The organism is Halopseudomonas xiamenensis, from assembly GCF_014219065.1.
GTDB lineage: Bacteria > Pseudomonadota > Gammaproteobacteria > Pseudomonadales > Pseudomonadaceae > Halopseudomonas > Halopseudomonas xiamenensis.
In genome coordinates, this window is record NZ_JACLGO010000002.1 from 183,788 (window position 1) to 200,386 (window position 16,599).

13 protein-coding genes are annotated in these 16,599 nt (G+C 64.3%); 5 read left to right on the forward strand and 8 right to left on the reverse strand.

Features of this window, described 5'->3' with window-relative positions; all coding sequences use genetic code 11:
- The first annotated feature begins 10 nt into the window (after positions 1 to 10).
- Both sodC and H6X51_RS02245 read left to right on the forward strand, forming a co-directional pair.
- Positions 11 to 532, forward strand: a complete 522-nt coding sequence (gene sodC, locus H6X51_RS02240) for a superoxide dismutase family protein (RefSeq protein ID WP_185265893.1) — start codon at positions 11 to 13, stop codon at positions 530 to 532.
- A 20-nt stretch (positions 533 to 552) separates the two neighbouring features.
- Positions 553 to 1,038: a GFA family protein gene (locus H6X51_RS02245; protein WP_185265894.1), complete on the forward strand. Its 486-nt coding sequence runs from the start codon at positions 553 to 555 to the stop codon at positions 1,036 to 1,038.
- Between the two features lie 95 nt (positions 1,039 to 1,133).
- On the opposite strand, the gene H6X51_RS02250 is transcribed toward H6X51_RS02245, so the two are convergent.
- The 7 genes from H6X51_RS02250 to hexR form a co-directional block, all read right to left on the reverse strand.
- On the reverse strand, positions 1,134 to 3,173 hold the full coding sequence (locus H6X51_RS02250) for a nitric oxide reductase activation protein NorD (protein ID WP_185265895.1): 2,040 nt from the start codon (positions 3,171 to 3,173) through the stop codon (positions 1,134 to 1,136).
- Positions 3,174 to 3,184: 11 nt separating this feature from the next.
- Positions 3,185 to 3,997 (reverse strand): CbbQ/NirQ/NorQ/GpvN family protein, encoded by an 813-nt coding sequence (locus H6X51_RS02255; protein WP_185265896.1) that lies wholly within the window; start codon positions 3,995 to 3,997, stop codon positions 3,185 to 3,187.
- A gap of 1 nt (position 3,998) precedes the next feature.
- A complete protein-coding gene (locus H6X51_RS02260; protein ID WP_185265897.1) occupies positions 3,999 to 5,369 on the reverse strand; it encodes a cbb3-type cytochrome c oxidase subunit I in 1,371 nt (456 codons plus the stop codon).
- Between the two features lie 51 nt (positions 5,370 to 5,420).
- The gene (locus tag H6X51_RS02265) at positions 5,421 to 6,272 is read right to left on the reverse strand and encodes a c-type cytochrome (protein ID WP_185265898.1); all 852 of its coding nucleotides are present in this window, start codon (positions 6,270 to 6,272) and stop codon (positions 5,421 to 5,423) included.
- 12 nt (positions 6,273 to 6,284) lie between these two features.
- Positions 6,285 to 6,410 (reverse strand): hypothetical protein, encoded by a 126-nt coding sequence (locus H6X51_RS20210; RefSeq protein ID WP_268898582.1) that lies wholly within the window; start codon positions 6,408 to 6,410, stop codon positions 6,285 to 6,287.
- Positions 6,411 to 6,536: 126 nt separating this feature from the next.
- Positions 6,537 to 6,815, reverse strand: coding sequence for a peptidylprolyl isomerase (locus tag H6X51_RS02270; RefSeq protein ID WP_185265899.1), 279 nt, complete (start codon positions 6,813 to 6,815; stop codon positions 6,537 to 6,539).
- A gap of 10 nt (positions 6,816 to 6,825) precedes the next feature.
- Positions 6,826 to 7,701 (reverse strand): transcriptional regulator HexR, encoded by an 876-nt coding sequence (hexR, locus tag H6X51_RS02275; RefSeq protein WP_185265900.1) that lies wholly within the window; start codon positions 7,699 to 7,701, stop codon positions 6,826 to 6,828.
- A gap of 359 nt (positions 7,702 to 8,060) precedes the next feature.
- On the opposite strand from hexR, the gene zwf reads away from it, so the two are divergent.
- Entirely contained in the window at positions 8,061 to 9,524 is a 1,464-nt protein-coding gene (gene zwf, locus H6X51_RS02280) for a glucose-6-phosphate dehydrogenase (RefSeq protein ID WP_328795603.1), read from the forward strand.
- Between the two features lie 359 nt (positions 9,525 to 9,883).
- On the opposite strand, the gene H6X51_RS02285 is transcribed toward zwf, so the two are convergent.
- Positions 9,884 to 12,715, reverse strand: coding sequence for a putative bifunctional diguanylate cyclase/phosphodiesterase (locus H6X51_RS02285; protein WP_185265901.1), 2,832 nt, complete (start codon positions 12,713 to 12,715; stop codon positions 9,884 to 9,886).
- A 192-nt stretch (positions 12,716 to 12,907) separates the two neighbouring features.
- On the opposite strand from H6X51_RS02285, the gene uvrD reads away from it, so the two are divergent.
- Both uvrD and H6X51_RS02295 read left to right on the forward strand, forming a co-directional pair.
- A complete protein-coding gene (gene uvrD, locus H6X51_RS02290) occupies positions 12,908 to 15,088 on the forward strand; it encodes a DNA helicase II (protein WP_235991203.1) in 2,181 nt (726 codons plus the stop codon).
- Between the two features lie 631 nt (positions 15,089 to 15,719).
- A complete protein-coding gene (locus tag H6X51_RS02295; protein ID WP_185265903.1) occupies positions 15,720 to 16,550 on the forward strand; it encodes an OmpA family protein in 831 nt (276 codons plus the stop codon).
- Positions 16,551 to 16,599 lie beyond the last annotated feature (49 nt).

Consider the following 16,599-nt stretch of genomic DNA (forward strand, 5'->3'; position numbering starts at 1 on the left):
GGAGACAAGCATGAGACCCCAGAGTTGGCTGATATTGGCCGCGGCACTGTCCTTTGGCACTGCCCAGGCCGCCTCGCAGGAAGTGACTATCAACCTGGTGGATGCCGAAGGCACGCAACAGAACATCGGCACCATTACCATCAGCGAAACCGACCACGGCGTGCTGTTTACCCCCAAACTCTCCTCCTTGCCGGCTGGCGTACACGGCTTTCATGTGCACCAGAACGGCAGCTGCGACCCGGCGGAGAAGGACGGCAAGATGAGTGCTGCCGAGGCGGCGGGCGGGCATTTCGATCCGGATGACACCGGCAAGCATCTGGGCCCCTATGCCGATGGCCACCTGGGTGATCTGCCGGCGCTGTACGTCAATGCCGATGGCACCGCGGACTATCCGGTACTGGCACCGCGGATCAACAAGCTGGCTGAGATCGAAGGCCGGGCGCTGATGATTCACGCCGGTGGCGACAACCACGCGGACCATCCCGAACCGCTGGGTGGTGGCGGTGCGCGGATGGCCTGCGGAGTGATCTGACCGGCGCAGGGGAGGACAGTATGCATCTCGAAGGTTCATGTCATTGTGGCGCGGTGCATTTCAGCGTGGAGAGTGCCACGCCCTATCCCTACCAGCGCTGCTATTGCTCGATCTGCCGCAAGACCCAGGGCGGTGGCGGCTATGCCGTGAATATCGGCGGTGATGCCGGCAGCCTGCAGGTCAGCGGGCGCGAGTCGATCTCCATCTATCACGCACGGATGCGCCAAGCGGATGGCAGCGTGGAGATCAGTACCGGCGAGCGGCATTTCTGCCGCGAGTGCGGTAGCGCGCTGTGGGTATACAGCCCGGAATGGCCGGAGCTGGTGCACCCCTTCGCCTCGGCGATCGATACGGAACTGCCGAGGCCGCCGCAATACACCCACCTGATGCTCGGCTCCAGGGCCGGCTGGGTGGAAGTGCAGGCGGCGCCGGCAGATCTCCAGTTCGATGACTATCCACAGGAGTCACTGGCCGAGTGGCATGAGCGGCTGCGGTTGACTTGCTGAGCACTCACCTGGGGGTGTAGCGCGCCTGCGCTACGCCGGGGGGCCGGGGGCTGCTGAGGGCTGTCGTCGAGCGGGGGCTCGACAACCCGGAGGGCTCAGTGGGCTACTAGGCGTTTCATCCAGTCCAGCAGTACCGTTGGCAGCAGCTCCGGGCGGGGCAGCAGGGCGTAGTGCTGGGCGCCGAAGATGCGTGGCAGGTAGGCCGGGGCTTGGCGGTCGATGGTCAGGCAGAAGGCGGAGATGCCCTGCAGGGTTGCTTCGGTCACGGCCTGGCGCATGTCTTCCACGCCGTACTGGCCTTCGTAGATATCCCTGTCGTTGGGTTTGCCGTCGGACAGCACCAGCAGCAGACGGTGGCTGGCCGGTTGTTGCAGCAGGTCGCGGCTGGCGTGACGGATGGCGGCACCGGCGCGGGTGTAGTGTTCCGGCTCCAGTGAGCTGATGCGCAGGGCCACCTCGTTGCTGAAGTTCTCCTCGAATGCCTTGATCTGGCGCACGATCACCGCGTCCGGCCCTTCGCCGGAAAAGGCCTGGATCGACCAGGGCTCGCCCATGCCATCCAGCGCGACGCTGACCAGCAGCAGTGCTTCGCGCTCGACGTCGATGATCCGGCGGTTGGCCGCCACCCAGCTGTCGGTCGAGCCGCTGATGTCGATCAGCAGGCTTACCGCCAGGTTGCGCTCGGCATTGCGCCGGCTCTGGTACAGCGCCTCGGGCAGGGCGCCGCCGGCGCGCAGATCTGCATAGCCGTCGATATAGGCCTGCAGATCGATATCATCACCATCCAGTTGCTTGCGCCGGGTGACGCGCTGGGCGCTGAGCATCTCGAAGCGCCGGCGGATCTGGTTCAGCAGCGAGCGATGGGCCTGCAGGGTGGCATCCACCCACTGCTGGGAGCCGGGCAGATTGGGCAGCACATGTACGGTGGCGCCCGGCTGGCGGTAGGCCTGGCTGCGGTAGTCCCATTCCGGGTATTGCAGCCCGCGCTGCTCGCGGATCGCGGTCTTCAGCTGCATGGCGGTGTTGGTGTCCGGCGGGTCGTCGGACATCAGCACCTCCTTCGGGCTGCCGGGGGTGGATACCAGCCGGGCCTGGGGGATTTCCGAGAGCATGTCGCCATAGTCGTCGGCGCTGATCTCCTCGTCCCGGTCCACCGGCCGGTTCAGGCCCAGCGGGTCCTCGGCGTGCTGGTGTGGCTCGTCGGCCTGGACCATGAAGATGCCATCGTCGGACTGATCATCCTCGTCTTCCTGCGCCTGGCGCACCTCGGGGCGGCGCAGCAGGTGGGCGCTGCGGGGCGGTGTGGGGTCCGGCAGCTGTTCGCTTGAGGGGGCGTCGCCGGGCAGTGCGTCAGTGGGGCTGGCGGGCGGCGGGCGCAGGTCGCCGGTCCACCAGTCCTTGAGCAGCGGTGCGTCGCCGAGCGTGCGTTGCCAAGGCTCCAGGCCGAGGTGCCGTAGCAACTGCTCGGCAAGCTGCACCGATTGCCGGGGCGAGGCGCTGGCGGGCATGGCTGCCACTGGCTGGCCAGCGGGTGTCTGCAGCAGTTGGCGGACCAGTGCTTCCAGCGGCTGGCGTGGTGCGGCGAAAGTCTCCAGCGCGGGGCGCCGGGCCAGCGCATGCTGGCGCAGCCGGGTCAGGCTGTCGGCCATGCCCGGCAGGCAGCGCAGCAGTTCGGCGTCTACCGCCCAAGCTTCCAGCAGCAGGTAGGCATCGGCCAGCAGCGGCGGCCAGCCCGGGTCGAGCGACTCGGCACTGCCGCGCTGGGCGCGCAGCGCCTGTTGCAGGGCCATCAGCCGGTAGAATTCATTGCCCTGGGCGATATCCTCGATGCCGGAGTCGGCCGGCAGCCACAGGTGCCGGCCATTGGTTGCCGGTACCGGCTGGCACAGCCAGGGGTAGGGATTGCGCCGGAACAGGCGTGACAGCAGCGTCGGGCGTGGCGGCAGCTGGGCGATACGCAGTGGCAGGCTGCTGCCGGTGATCGCGGTGATCAGCAGATCCAGGCGCGGTGCGATGTCGATCAGCATCGCGGTGGGCGGTGCATCGGCTGGTGGGCGATAGCGCCGCCACAGTTTCTGGGCAAACACCGTGGCGTGGCGGGCGGCGTCGCTGACCAGTTCTTCCGCTTCAGCCACGGCAGCAGACTCTAGACGAAGGTGGCGTCGACCAGGTCGCGCAGTGCACCGACCATCGACGGCTCGTCGGACAGCGGCGCGACTATGGCCGCATGGCAGGCTTCACGTTGGCCGATACCGCAGGCCATCAGTACGCCGGCGGCGATCAGCAGGCGGGTACTGGGCACCTCGGCCAGGCCGCGGTCGCGCAACTGGCGGATGCGCTCGGCCAGCGCCACCAGCGCCCGGGCGCTGGCTTCATCGATGCCGCTTTCATGCTGCACGATGCGGGCCTCCTGTTCGGCTGGCGGGAAGTCCAGGTCCATCGCCACGAAGCGTTGGCGGGTGCTGGGCTTGAGATCCTTGAGCAGGCGCTGGTAGCCGGGATTGTAGGACACCACCAGCTGGAAACCGGGTGCCGCCCGCAGTGTCTCGCCAGTCTTGTCGATCGGCAGCAGGCGCCGGTGGTCGGTCAGCGCGTGCAGTACCACCACGGTGTCCTGGCGTGCCTCGACCACTTCGTCCAGATAGCAGATGGCGCCTTCGCGCACGGCACGGGTCAGTGGACCGTCCTGCCAGACGGTGCCGTTGTGCTGGATCAGGAAGCGGCCGATCAGGTCACTGGCGGCCAGGTCGTCATGACAGGGAATGGTCACCAGCGGGCGGCCCAGCTTCCAGGCCATGTGTTCGACGAAACGGGTTTTGCCGCAGCCGGTCGGCCCCTTGAGCATCACCGCCAGGCCGCGCCTGTGGCACTGCTCGAACAGCGCGACCTCGTTGCCGGTCGGGTGGTACCAGGGCGCCTCGACCGCGCCCAGGCTGCGTACGCTCTCATCGGCCCCCATATCAGACCACGCGTCCCACCGCGACCTCGTTGTCGGTCACCTCCGGCTCACTGACCTCGAAGCGCGGTCGGTAGCGGAAGAAGTCGTAGATGAACAGCCCGACCCCGGTGGAGAACAGCGTGCCACAGACGATCAGCATGACGAAATGGATCTGAATCTTCAGCTGTGCGTCCAGGTAGCCCATGCCCATGATGCGTTCCAGGTAGACCTGGCCGATGCCGGCGGTGGCGAACGACAGGGTCATGCCGAACATGCCGCCCAGCTGCAGCCAGAACGCCCAGTAGCCGATCGAGCTGCCGCGCTCGGTGCGGCCGTGGGTCAGCGAGGGCAGGGCATAGCTGATCATCGCCAGGACGATCATGGCATAGGCGCCATAGAAGGCGGCGTGGCCATGCATGGCGGTGATCAGCGTGCCGTGGGTCCACTTGTTGATGCTCGGCCAGGTATGCGCCAGCCCCAGCAGGCCGGCACCGAACAGGGTGAAGATGGCGCTGCCCAGGGTCCAGTGCAGGGCCAGCACGTTGGGGTGCGCCAGGCCCGAACGGCGCATGGCGCCGTAGGCGTACATCGCCATGCCGACGATCGCCAGCGGCTCCAGGGCGCTGAAGAAGCCGCCGATCGGCAGCCAGTAGTAGGGTACGCCGACCCAGTAGTAGTGATGCGCGGTACCCAGGATACCGGCCAGGAACACCAGGCCGACGATCACGTACAGCCACTTCTCCATCACCTCGCGATCGGCGCCGGACAGGCGGATCAGCAGGTAGGCGAGGAAGCCGCCCATGATCATCATCCACACGCCCTCGACCCACAGGTGGATGGTCCACCAGCGGTAGAAGATTGATACCGTGTAGTTCTCGTAATGCAGCAGGGCCGGGAAGAACAGCACCGCCGAGCTGACCAGGCCGAGCACCAGCACACCTTCGGTGGTGGTGAAGCGCCCGGACCTCTTGATCGTCATGCCGATGTTGTAGAGGAAGATCAGCATGCAGATGACGATCACCAGCTTGTGCGGTAACGGTTGCTCCAGCAGCTTGTTGCCGGTGCCGTAGCGGAACAGGTAGCCGATGACCGCGGTCACGCCCATCAGCGTCCACAGGATCAGCTGGATATAGGCCAGCTTGACGCTGTACAGCTCGGTGCGCGACTCATCGGGAATCATCCAGTAGGTGGCCCCCATGAAGCCGGTCAGCACCCAGACGATCAGCAGGTTGGTATGGATCACCTTGGTTACGTCGAAGGGCAGTATGTACAGCAGCGGATCGGGGCCCAGGTACTTGGTGGCCGACAGCAGCCCGAACACCAGCTGCAGGCCGAACAGCACCATGGCCACGGCGAAGTACCAATAGGCGACTGACTGGGACTTGTAGCGCATTGTCGTTCTCCGTATATCCATTGTCGCGCCTGTCGGCGCGTCAGTCAGACATCACTTGAGGGTGGCCAGGAACGCCACCAACTGCTCGATTTCGTCGTCGCTCAGGCTCTCACCGTAGGTGTCGGGCATGAAGGACACGCCGTTGGCCGAATACATGCCGCCGGTGCTCAGGTGCGCACTGGGCGCGACGATGGACTCCCTCAGGTAGCCTTCGACATCGCCGGCCTGGCCCTCATAGTCGGATGCTCCTACCAGCAGCTCGGCACGGGTCGCTACCCCGGCCAGGCTGGGGCCGGCGCCGTCGGCGCCGGGCGCCAGCGAGTGGCAGGCGACACAGCCGGGTACGGCGGTACGGAACACGTTCTCGCCGAGCGCGCGGATGTCGCTGTCCGGACTGACCGGGCGTACGCCCACCGAGGTCGAGCCGGTCAGTACCATCGCCGCCTGCTCGGCACCGGTCGCGCTGTTGACGCCGCCGGTAACCAGGATTGGCCGCGGCGGCCAGCCCTGGTTATCGACATTGGCGACCCAGTCGAGGAACTTGATCAGGTCGGTGATCTCCTCCTCGCTGAGGTTCTGCTGCGGCATCAGCCGGCGGTGGCGCTGCTCGTCGTAGAACTGTGAAGGATCACGCATGTAGGCCTGCAGATAGGCCTCGCCGCGGTGCTGGGTGATCTTGGTCAGGTCCGGTGCGTAGTAGGCACCCTCGCCGAACAGAGTGTGGCAGTTGATGCAGTTGTACTTGTGCCACACGTCCTTGCCGTGGGTGACCTGCGGGGTGATGTTCTCGGCGTTGGTCAGTTCGGGAAACTGCCGATGGCTGTCGAGGGTCAGGCCGAGAAACACCAGCGCGGCCACCAGTGTCGAACCCCATGCGAAGATTCTGGCTTGCCTGTTGTTCATGGTAGCGCCTCGTCAGACGTTGATACCGGTCCAGTGCAGGCCGGTCATGGTGAACGCATAAAGGGCGGCGATCAGCATCAGTGCCAGAACGATGAAACTCAGGATGCGCACCGGCTTGTACAAGCTCTTCAATTGCATACCGTGTCCTCCCTGATAAGGGGTGTCATGCTTGGCTTGGGACGAATGTCCCTACAAGGATAGTCGGTATTTTCCGTTTCGCCGGAGACAAGGGATAAAGCACCCCGGGGAGGACGGTGCAGGCGCTCAGTCGCGGTAGAACACCTGCACCAGGTGCCAGCCGAACTGGGTCTTGACCGGGCCGTGCACAACCTTCAGCGGTTTCTTGAAGATGATCTGGTCGATGGCGCGGACCATCTGCCCGGGGCGCACCTCGCCGAGGTCACCGCCGCGTTTCTTCGAAGGGCAGGTGGAGTGTTTTTTCGCCAGTACATCGAAGGCCTCGCCGGCGGCAAGGCGCTTCTTCAACTGGGCGGCTTCGGCTTCGGTCTTGACCAGGATATGACGGGCCATGGCGATCGGCATTGTGCTCTCCTCACTCCTGCAGGTCGCCAGCGCGCTGCGCGGCCTTGTTCGACAGGCGCAGACCACGCAGGCTGCGCTTGACGTTCTTCAGATGGTTGACCAGCTCTGGCCCGCGGCGCATGGCCATGCCCATGGCCAGCACATCGATCACCACCAGGTGGGCGATACGGGATGACAGTGGGGTGTAGATGTCGGTATCTTCGGTGACATCGATGGGGATGTGGATGCGTCCCAGCTCGGCCAGCGGCGTATTGCTCGGGCACAGACTGATCAGCGTGGCGCCGGCCTCCACCACCAGCGAGGCGGAATGCAGCAGGTCCTTGGTGCGCCCGGTCTGGGAAATGGCCACGGCCACGTCGTACGGCCCCAGGGTCACCGCCGACATCGCCTGCATGTGCGGGTCGGAGTAGGCCGCGGTGGAGACCTGCAGACGGAAGAACTTGTGCTGGGCATCGCTGGCCACCGCGCCGGAGGCGCCGAAGCCGTAGAACTCCACGCGGCGTGCCTCGGCCATGGCCAGGATGGCCTGCTCCATGGCATCGGTATCCAGACGCTCGCGCACGTCCATCAGGGTGGCCAGGGTGGTGTCGAAGATCTTCTGCGACAGGTCGGCGATGCTGTCGTCCTCGCTGATCGAGAACTGCCCGAAGCTGGCGCCGGCCGCCAGACTCTGGGCCAGCTTGAGCTTGAGATCCTGGAAGCCACTGCAGCCGATGGCCCGGCAGAAGCGCACTATGGTGGGCTCGCTGACGCCCACCTCACGAGCCAGGTCGGCCATCGACGAGTGCATCACCTGGGCGGCGTTGGTGAGAACATGGTCGGCAACCTTCAGCTCCGACTTGCGGAGGCTGTGGCGGTTACCGGCGATATGCTGGAGCAAGTTCACGTGGGCTTCATGATAGGGTCTGTTGACGTTTCATCACAAGCCGCGTTGCAGCGTCAAATCTCGCCAGGCTAGGCGTGGGACGCAGGCAATGGTCATTCCCTTGCCAAGTCCCACAACGACGTATGGCGAGATTTGACGCGCAACCCGGAGGGCCGGGCCTGTTTTTGCGCGATGCTGCGTTACTCGTCGTTCATTTGGAATGACCAAATTTCTCTCCTCGCGCCTTGCCTCGCGCAAAAACAGGCGCCGGCGCGGCTTGTGATGAAACGTCAATAGACCCTATTCTGCGGTACGGGAGTCCTGATGTTGTGTAGTTATACTACAAAAACCTCCTGCCCGCTTTTCCGAGGAGAACATTAGTGTCTGTGCGATACGGTAATGCCTGCGACATCGTGGTTTTCGGCGGTACGGGGGACCTGGCCATGCGCAAGCTGTTGCCGGCGCTGTTCTATCTGCACCGTGATCGCCATCTGCACCCGGACACCCGCATCCTGTCGCTGGCCCGTGCCCGACATGACACCGCTGACTACCGCAAACTGGTGCGTCGGCACGTCAGCCAGCACGTGGCCAAGGCCGACTTCGACGAGACCAGCTGGGCCAGCTTTGCCGAGCGGCTCGACTTCATGACCCTCAACGTCAGCCAGCGTATCGAGTTCGCCGGCCTGGCCAAGCGCCTCGGTGACCATCCCGGCCGGGTACGGGTGTTCTACCTGGCAACCCTGCCGGACCTGTTCGCACCGGCGGCGCTGCATCTGGAATCGGCCGGGCTGGTCAATGCCGAGGCGCGCATTGTGCTGGAAAAGCCCCTGGGCGACAGTCTGAAAACCGCCAATCAGATCAACGACCGGATCAGCAGCGTTTTCGACGAATCACGGGTATTCCGCATCGATCATTTTCTCGGCAAGGAGGCGGTGCAGAACCTGCTGGCGCTGCGTTTCGGCAACGCGCTGTTCGAGCCGTTGTGGCGCAACGGGCATATCGACCATGTGCAGATCAGTGTGCTGGAAACCGTCGGGGTGGAAAACCGCGGCGCCTATTACGACCACGCCGGCGCCATGCGCGACATGGTGCAGAACCACCTGCTGCAGCTGTTATGCCTGGTGGCGATGGAGGCGCCGGTACACTTCGAGCCCGAGGCGGTGCGCAATGAAAAGCTCAAGATCCTCGAAGCGCTGCGACCGATCACCGGCATGGATGTGCAGGACCAGACCGTGCGCGGGCAGTACTCCAAGGGCAAGCGTGCCGGGGAAGCATTGCCGGCCTACTACTTCGAGAAGAGCGTCGATCACGACAGCAATACCGAAACCTATGTAGCGCTGAAGGCCGAGATCGACAACTGGCGCTGGGCCGGGGTGCCCTTCTACCTGCGTACCGGCAAGTCGCTGGCGCAGCGCAAGTCGGAAATCATCATCCAGTTCAAGTCGGTGCCGCACCGGCTGTTCCCGGGTAACACCCCGGCCGGCAACCGCCTGGTGATCCGCCTGCAGCCCGATGAAAGCATCAGCCTGTCGCTGATGGCCAAGTCACCGGGGCGCGGCATGGCGCTGCAGGAAGTGGACCTGGACCTGCACTTCGATGAAGCCTTCAAGCGCCGCCGTTGGGATGCCTACGAGCGGCTGCTGCTGGATGTGATCCAGGGTGACGCCACGCTGTTCATGCGCCGCGACGAGATCGAGGCGGCCTGGCGCTGGGTCGATCCGATCATCAGCGGCTGGCACGAGGTTTATCGCTCGCCGAAGCGCTATGCCGCCGGCAGCTGGGGGCCGGAGGCGGCTGATAGTCTGCTCGAGCGTGCCGGGCATGTTTGGTTTGATGAGCGGTGAGGGCCTGTCCCCCCTCTCCCCCGGCCCCCGCTCCGCGCCCCGGCTCTTCGCAGAGCTCAGAGCGCTCAAGCGGGCGAAGCAGTGCTTCGCTTTTCCCGCTTTCGCCCCGCAAGGGGCGAGGGGTGACTCGCGTCTGGTTGGCCATGCCATCCTGAAAGCAAATGGCTGCCGGACAGTATCATCAGGGCAACATCAATACTCTCGGAATTGATATTCCAAGACCTTAACGTGACCAGAGACGCGATAACCCAGGATCACTCCATAGCCACCGGCACGAGTCACCCCTCGCCCCTTGCGGGAGAGGGGCCGGGGGAGAGGGGGGAAGCAGGCACCACCAAGGAACCCCACATACGACACCCTTATGGAGTAGTCAGGGACAACGTCCCGCTACTCCGATGCTGTTGCAGCAACCGGGTAAACACCTCTGCCGACACCGGTTTGCTGATCAGATAGCCCTGCGCCTCATCGCAGCCCTGGTTGCGCAGGAACGCCAGCTGGCTTTCCTGCTCCACCCCTTCGGCCACCACCCGCAGGTTCATGCTGTGCGCCATGGCCACGATGGCGCGTACGATAGCGGCGTCACGGGGCTGTTCGTCCAGCTCGCAGATGAAGCTGCGGTCGATCTTCAGGCTGTGGATCGGGAAGCGCTTGAGGTAGGCCAGCGACGAATAGCCGGTACCGAAATCATCCACCGCCAGCCCCACGCCTAATTGCTGCAGGGCGGCGATGTTGTCCGCCACGGTCTCGCTGTGTTCCAGCAGCATGCTTTCGGTCAGCTCCAGTTCCAGCAGGCTGGCCGGCAGCCCGGTCTGCTGCAGGATGCGCTCGATCTCCACAGCGAAGCGTGGCTGGCGCAGTTGCTGCACCGACATGTTGACTGCCACCCGCACCGCGGTCGGCCCGTGCTGCAGCCACTGGCTGGCCTGCTGGCAGGCCAGGCGCAGAACCAGGTCGCCGAGCGGCAGGATCAGTCCGGTCTCCTCGGCGATGGCGATGAATTCCGCCGGTGGCAGCATGCCGCGGGTCGGGTGTTGCCAGCGCACCAGGGCCTCGGCGCTGGTGATGCTGTTGCTGAGCAGGTCCAGCTTGGGCTGGTAGTGGATCTGCAGCTGCTCTTCGGCGATCGCCTTGCGCAGTTCGTTTTCCAGGCGCAGGCGGTCGATATTGCGCGTCGGCATGTCGGCCGAATAGAACTGGAAGCAGTTGCCGCCCAGCTGCTTGGCATGCTGCATGGCCTGATTGGCCTGGTTGATCAATTGCAGGCTGTTGCGCGCTGCCTCGGGGAAGTGGCTGATGCCGATCGAGGCAGAAATGATCAGCTCGTTGCTGCCGATCTGGATCGGTTCGCCGAGCAGCTCGAGCAGCCGCCCGGCCAGCTCCGCCAGGGCCTGGCGTGGCAGGTTCTGTTTCACCACGACGAATTCGTCGGCGGACAAGCGCGCCAGGATCAGGGCATTGTCCAGCGCCCGGGTCAGCCGGTCAGCCACCTGGCACAGCAGGGCGTCAGCCTGGATATGGCCGAGGGTGTCGTTGATGTATTTGAAGCGGTCCAGGTCGATATGCAGCAGCGCCAGTTCCTGGCCCTGGGCGCGGGCCAGGCCGGTGGCCTCGGCCAGCTTGCGGGTGAACTGGCTGCGGTTGGCCAGGTGGGTCAGCGGATCGTGATCGGTGAGGTAGCGCAGTTGCTCCTCGGTCTTGCGGCTGATGGTCTGGTCGGCGAAGAAGCCCACGTAATGGGTAATTTCGCCCTGCTCGTCGCGTACCACCGCCAGTTGCAACCACTGCGGGTAGCGCTCGCCGCTGCGCCGCTGCTCGATCACCTCGCCCTCCCAGCGGTCATGACTGCGCAGCGCCGCGCGCATGCGGGTATAGGTATCCAACGTGGCCTGGTCGTTGCTCCTGCTGAGCAGGGTGGTGCCGATCACGTCCTGGGCGGGGTAGCCGGTGATCACGCTGAACGCCTGGTTCACCGCCAGCACCTGCAACTGCGGATCGAGGATGAAGATGCCATCGGAGGTCGCTTCGAACACCGTCGCCGCCAGCCGCTCCTGCTCATGCTGGTGCCGGCGTGCGGTGATGTCGCGGCGGGTGCCGATCATGCGCAGCGCGCGGCGGGAGCCGTCACGCTCCACCGCGCGACCATTGTCCTCGACCCAGACCCAGCGCCCGTCCTGGTGCCGCACGCGGTACTCGACGCAATACGGCGTGGCGTGCTTGAAATGACTGATCAGCGCATCGCGCACGCGCTCCACGTCATCCGGGTGCACCCGTGGCTTGAGGCCGCCGTTCATGGTCAGCTGGGTCTCGGGCAGACCGAAGATTTCCTGCAGATGGGAGTGATGGACGATATCGCTGCGCAGGTCCCAGTCCCACAGGCCCAGCGCGCTTGCCTCCAGCGCCATGCTCAGGCGCGCCTGGGTCTGCTGCAGCTCGGTGGTGCGCTGGGCGACCCGGTGTTCCAGTGCATCATGACTGTTGCGTAATTGCTGCTCGGCCTGGCGGCGGTGCTGGATCTCCCCGCTCAGCTGGATGTTCAGCGCCTCGGCCTGCTGGCGTGCCTCATCCAGCCGGCGCAGCAGCCCCTGGTTGCGCAGGTTGCTGCGCAGGGTCCGGGTAGCCGAGCGGTTGATGAAGGCGGCTGCCAGCAGGATGCAGCTGAACAGGGTGATGCCCATCAAACCCCAGTAGAGGCTGCTGCCGTCATCCTGCAGCAGCAGGAACAGGATCGGTGGCAGCCAGCTGGGCAGGGCGAAGGTCAGGAAGGCACTGAAGCGGTGCGCGTAGATGATACTGACGCACAGCACCACGCCGCTGGTGACGGCGTAGGTGCTGGCCTGCAGCTCGAAGGTGTCCACCGGTACCAGCAGGATCTGCACCAGCCCCATGGCCAGCCCGGACATGATGTTGCCGCTGTAGAACACCATCAGCCAGCGTGGCTGCAGGCGCTGTTCGGGGCTGCAGTTGTGATAGCAACGGGCCAGGCGGATGCGCAGCAGCGTCAGCAGGCCGACCAGCGCCAGCCAGCTCAGCACCAGGGGCCGCGATGCCTGTTCCCAGACCAGTGCGGTGACCACGCCGGCGGCCAGCATGACCAGCCATTGGGGTAGTCGTGAATATTCGAAAAGCAGGTCGAGTTGATGCAGACGCTGGCTGGCGGGGGTGATGAAGCTGCGTTGCTCATGCTGGGTCATGCTGCCGCGCACCCGCATCTCTGGGTGAAATCCGTTGTTGTCATGCCTCTTCCATGTGCCGTGGCGATCCGTCGACAAACCATACACCAGAGCGCCAATCCGGCACAGCCCCCAGGCGGGTGCAAATGCATGACCGGCGGGTTTTTGGCACGACACTCGAACCTCCCCCGCGACTGGCGTAGAATGCCGCCAATGGATATCTCTCATTTGCTCAATTCGCTCAACGACGCCCAGCGCCAGGCGGTCACCGCGACCCCCGGCCAGCAACTGGTACTGGCTGGTGCCGGCTCCGGCAAGACCCGGGTACTGGTACACCGCATCGCCTGGCTGGTGGAGGTGGAAAAGGCTTCGCCCTGGAGCATCCTCTCGGTCACCTTCACCAACAAGGCCGCCGCCGAGATGCGCCAGCGCATCGAACAACTGCTCGGCATCTCGCCGCAGGGCATGTGGGTCGGCACCTTTCACGGGCTGGCGCACCGGCTGCTGCGCGCCCACTGGCGCGAAGCCGGGTTGGCCGAACAGTTCCAGATCCTCGATAGCGACGACCAGCTGCGACTGGTCAAGCGGGTGATTCGCGAGCTGGGGCTGGACGAGAACCAGTGGGCACCGCGCCAGGCGCAGTGGTGGATCAACGGCCAGAAGGATGAAGGCCTGCGTCCGCAGCATATCCAGGCTGCCGGCGACCTGTTCCTCACCACCATGCTGCGCATCTATCAGGCCTATGAAGAGGCCTGTGCCCGCGCCGGGGTGGTCGATTTCGCCGAGCTGCTGCTGCGTTCGCTGGAGCTGTGGCGCGACAATCAGCCGCTGCGCGAGCAGTACCAGGCGCGCTTCCGCCACCTGCTGGTCGACGAGTTCCAGGACACCAACGCGGTGCAGTACGCCTGGCTGCGGCTGATCGCCGGCAACAACCCGAGCCTGATGGTGGTCGGCGACGATGACCAGTCGATCTACGGCTGGCGTGGCGCACGCATCGAGAACATACAGCAGTTCCAGCAGGACTACCCGGCCGCCGAACTGATCCGCCTGGAGCAGAACTACCGCTCCACCGCGACCATCCTCAAGGCCGCCAACGCGCTGATCACCAATAACGCCGGGCGCATGGGCAAGGAGCTGTGGACCGACGGCAACGACGGCGAGCCGATCGCCCTGTATGCCGGCTTCAACGAGCAGGACGAGGCGCGCTTCATCGTCGACCGTATCAGTGAAGCGGTCGGCGAGGGGCTTACGCGCAGCGAGATCGCCATCCTCTACCGCTCCAACGCCCAGTCCCGGGTGCTGGAGGAAGCCCTGCTGCGCGCCGCCATCCCCTACCGCATCTACGGCGGCCAGCGCTTCTTCGAGCGCGCCGAGATCAAGAACGCCATGGCCTACCTGCGCCTGGTCGCCAACCGCGGCGATGACGGTGCGCTGGAGCGCATCATCAACGTGCCGACCCGCGGCATCGGTGACAAGACCGTCGAGGCCCTGCGCCAGCACGCCCGCCAGCAGGATGTGTCGCTGTGGCAGGCCGGCTGCGACCTGCTCGACAACAAGGGCCTGCCCGGGCGCGCCGCCAATGCCGTGCAGACCTTCATGCACCTGATCGAAAACCTCGCCGAACGGGTCGAGGGGCTGCCGTTGTACAGCATGACCCAGCAGGTCATCGAACACAGCGGCCTGCTCGCCTTCCACGAGAATGAAAAGGGCGAAAAGGCCCAGGCCCGGGTGGAGAACCTGGAAGAACTGGTCTCCGCCGCCCGCGCCTTCGAGAACGAGATGGTCGAGGAGGAAGAGGAAGGTGACACCCTGCTGGCCTTCCTCGCCCACGCCTCGCTGGAAGCTGGCGAAACCCAGGCCGACCGTTTCGAGGACAGCGTCCAGCTGATGACCCTGCACAGCGCCAAGGGCCTGGAGTTCCCGCTGGTGTTCCTCGCCGGCATGGAAGAGGGCCTGTTCCCGCACAAGATGAGCCTGGAAGAACCCGGCCGCCTGGAGGAGGAACGCCGCCTGGCCTATGTCGGTATCACCCGGGCCATGCAGCAGTTGATCATCACCTGGGCGGAAACCCGCCGGCTGTACGGCAGCGAGACCTTCAACAAGGTCTCGCGCTTCGTCCGCGAAGTACCCGCCGAACTGATTCGTGAAGTGCGCCTGGGCAACACCGTCAGCCGCGCCTTCGGGCCGGCCAAGGGCAAGGGCGCCATGTTCACCCAGGAAGCTAGCGACAGCACCGGCTTCGCCCTCGGCCAGCGGGTCATGCACTCGCTGTTCGGTGAAGGCGTGGTGCTCAACTACGAAGGCCACGGCGCCCAGGCACGCATCCAGGTGAACTTCGACGATGAAGGCAGCAAGTGGCTGATGGTCAGCTACGCCAAGCTGGAAGCGATCTGAGCGGCCGCACTCCCATCGGCAACCCGGAGCATCAATCGCAATCATGAAAGCCGGCCCGGTCAAGGTGACCCGGCCGGCCTTCATGCTTCGTTATCCTTGGTGTGAAAGAGTGCATCCTTCCCGTCTTCCCGTCTTCCCGTCTTCCCGTCTTCCCGTCTTCCCGTGTTCCTTCGCCTCTCCTCCGTCATCCTTCGCGAAGGCGAAGGATCCACAGGCCACTCCGAGTCAGCCGGCACCATGGATCCTTCGCCTTCGCGAAGGATGACGTTGGGGGAGGGATGATGACGATGAGAAGGAAGGCTGGCGACTGGAGCAAACAATGACGGGGCAAGGAATTATTCAGTGTTTCCTTAAAACACAACTTCCCTATTTATTCCTGCCAGAGAAACTTCCTCCAATAATTAGTACTGCAATAAAGAACTAGATAATTGGAACTAACACCTGCTGGCAATGAGAGAGTGCGCTGCAGGCTGGAAGCCTCTACGGTACTGGTGTTGATCCTGTTGGTCGCCGGGTAAACGCCGTTCCTACTAATACCAATTCAATATTTATCCTTTTTTGGCACTGCTTAAGATGTTGCGATACAGAGCCCTCGCCCGGGACGGAGCCGGGCGAGGTGTCGCCGTTGGCTATGGATTTGAATAATGGAGTTCCCATGGGAATCGTGATGAGAGTAACAGCCCTGTGCACCCTGGCGCTTTTGACCGCCTGCGCAAGCGTGAATGATGGGGAGAGTGGGCAACTCCGAGGGCCAATGGAGTTTGATGACGTCAAGGTGAAAGTGCAGGACCTTGGCCCCGGCCATGTACGCCAGGGCACTGTCATTACGCCCCAGGCTATTTCCCAGGTGGTGCCCGGCAGCAGCAGAAGTGATGTCAGGGCGCTGATGGGCAATCCAGCCGATGAAACCAGTCAGAGATGGTGGCTGTACAACGTCAACCTGCCCCTGGATGCCCAGGGCGATTATCTGGTGTGCCAGTTCGGTGTCGCCTTTGATCCCGCCGGTCAGGTATCCAGCAGCAAGTGGCGCAGGCCGCAGTGCAGCGCGCGCTATGAGGAACTTGTCCGCCCGGAAGTTCCAGAGGTAGAGGAAATCACCCTGTTCAGTGACGTGCTGTTTGGCTATGACAGCGCGACGCTGTCCGCCGAAGGGCTGAAAGAGCTGGATCTGGCCGCTCATGTTGTGGCCAACAAGATGATGAAGCTCGAACGCGTCGTTGTGGTCGGCCACTCCGACCGCATTGGCGCTGCCAGATATAACGATGCGCTGTCCAAGCGCCGCGCAGATGCGGTTCGCAATCATCTGATTTCCAAAGGGATCAACAGCTATCTGGTTACCGCCGAGGGGCGTGGTTCCAGGGAGCCGCTCGTCGAGTGCCAGGGCAGCGCTATCACCGCATCCCTCAAGCAATGCCTGCAACCCAACCGGCGGGTGCAGATCATGATCTACGGCCAGCGTTGAAGCAGGAATGTGCCTAGCGTCAGCAAGGGCGGCTCGATAGCCGCCCTTG